The organism is Pseudomonas sp. TJI-51 (assembly GCF_000190455.2).
In the GTDB taxonomy this organism is placed as follows: Bacteria; Pseudomonadota; Gammaproteobacteria; order Pseudomonadales; family Pseudomonadaceae; genus Aquipseudomonas; species Aquipseudomonas juntendi.
Genome location: NZ_AEWE02000176.1, coordinates 695 through 3000, shown reverse-complemented (window position 1 = coordinate 3000; position 2306 = coordinate 695). Strand labels below are relative to the sequence as shown.

Annotated in this window: 1 protein-coding gene; it reads left to right on the top strand. The window is 58.9% G+C overall.

What is annotated here, in order from left to right:
• On the top strand, positions 1-2306 hold a 2306-nt coding region (locus tag G1E_RS28865), incomplete at both ends, for an immunoglobulin-like domain-containing protein (RefSeq protein WP_371259964.1).

The window sequence follows — 2306 nt, the reverse complement described above, 5'->3', positions numbered from 1 at the left end:
CAGACCGTGACCGTTGAAGCGGGCAAGACTCAGGGCAGTGTCGATTTCCAGACCCCGGCCAACGACGTTTACAACAACGGCTCGACCGTCAGCGTCACCATCGAAAACGCCACCGGCGGTAACTTCGAGCAACTGACGCCAGACCCAACACCTGCATCGACTGTCATCCAGGACAGCATTGACCCTGTAACTGTGAGCATCGTCAGCAATGGCAATGTGACTGAAGATCAGCAGCCTGTCTTTACTGTAAAAGTCAGTCAGGCGCTGGATAGGCCACTGACCGTTACCCTGTCCAATGGCGACAAGGTCACCATTGAAGCCGGTAAAACAGAGGTGGAGTACAAGGCGGCAGCCCAAGGTGATGATGTCTTCAAAGATCCCGGCTCTCTCACTCTTGGCGTTACTGACGCAAGCGTCCCAGGTGCCACCTTTGAGAAGCTGGAGTTCGGTAGCCCCGCGACTGTTGAAATCTCAGACACCATCAGTGAGGTTGTAGCCACGCTGACCGCGAGCCCTTCGGTAACCGAAGGCGGCGAGATTACCTACACCATCACGCTGACCAACAAAGATGGTCTGCCGATCAACAACCCTTCGGACCTGTACTTCAAGCTGACCGACGGCACCAATATCGTCGTGGCGGCCAACAGCACCACCGGTTCGACCACGGTTATCGCGCCGGACAACGTCTACGTCGGCGCCAACGCGCCAGTGGTCAACGCCATTGACTCGGTCAGCGGCCAGGATGCGTGGAAGTTCGAGCAGCTGACCCTGGACAAGGCCGAGGTCAGCACTCAGGTCACCGACGAGCCTGGCACTCCGGGCAACGAAGGTGACATCGTCAAGGTCACCATCACGGCCGACCAGACCTCGGTCGCCGAGAACGTCAAACCGACGTTCACCGTGCATATCAATCAGCCTTTGGCTCACGACCTGGTCGTGACCCTGAGCAACGATGCCAAGGTCACCATCAAGGCTGGCGAAACCACCGCGGCTTACGAGCACGCAGCACAGGGCGATGACGTCTACCAAGATGCCGGCGAAATCACCTTGGGCATCAAGTCGGCAGCCGACGCTACCGGTGCAGCGTTCGAGAACCTGCAACTGGGCGGCGACGCTTCGGTAAAAGTCACCGACACCATCGATGAAGTGGTCGCCAAACTGACCGCTACCCCATCGGTAACCGAAGGCGGCGAGATTACCTACACCATCACGCTTACCAACAAAGATGGCCTGCCGATCAACAACCACGCGGAGCTGTACTTCAAGCTGAGCGACGGCACCAATATCGTCGTGGCGGCCAACAGCACCACCGGTTCGGCCACGGTTATCGCGCCGGACAACGTCTACGTCGGCGCCAACGCGCCAGTGGTCAACGCTATTGACTCGGTCAGCGGCCAGGATGCGTGGAAGTTCGAGCAACTGACCCTGGACAAGACCGAGGTCAGCACCCAGGTCACCGACGAGCCTGGCACACCGGGCAACGAAGGTGACATCGTCAAGGTCACCATCACAGCTGACCAGACCTCGGTCGCCGAGAACGTCAAACCGACGTTCACCGTGCATATCAATCAGCCTTTGGCCCACGATCTGGTCGTGACCCTGAGCAACGATGCCAAGGTCACCATCAAGGCTGGCGAAACCACCGCGGCTTACGAGCACGCAGCACAGGGCGATGACGTCTACCAAGATGCCGGCGAAATCACCTTGGGCATCAAGTCGGCAGCCGACGCTACCGGTGCAGCGTTCGAGAACCTGCAACTGGGCGGCGACGCTTCGGTAAAAGTCACCGACACCATCGATGAAGTGGTCGCCAAACTGACCGCTACCCCATCGGTGGCCGAAGGCGGCGAGATTACCTACACCATCACGCTGACCAACAAAGATGGTCTGCCGATCAACAACCACGCGGAGCTGTTCTTCAAGCTGACCGACGGCACCAACATTGTCGTGGCGGCCAACAGCACCACCGGTTCGGCCACTGTTATCGCGCCGGACAACGTCTACGTCGGCACCAACGCACCAGTGGTCAACGCCATTGATTCGGTCAGCGGCCAGGATGCGTGGAAGTTCGAGCAACTGACTCTGGACAAGACCGAGGTACAAACTCAGGTTACTGACGAGCCGTCTGGCCAAGGCGACTTGGTCAAGGTCAGCATCGCTGCCGATCAGTTGTCTGTGAATGAGGCTACTGCGCCGACCTTCACCGTTACCCTGAACAAGGCGCTCGACAAGCCGTTCACCGTGACCTTGAGCACTGGTGCGACCCTGACCTTCGCAGCAGGCGAGACCACCAAGTCCTATGCCGC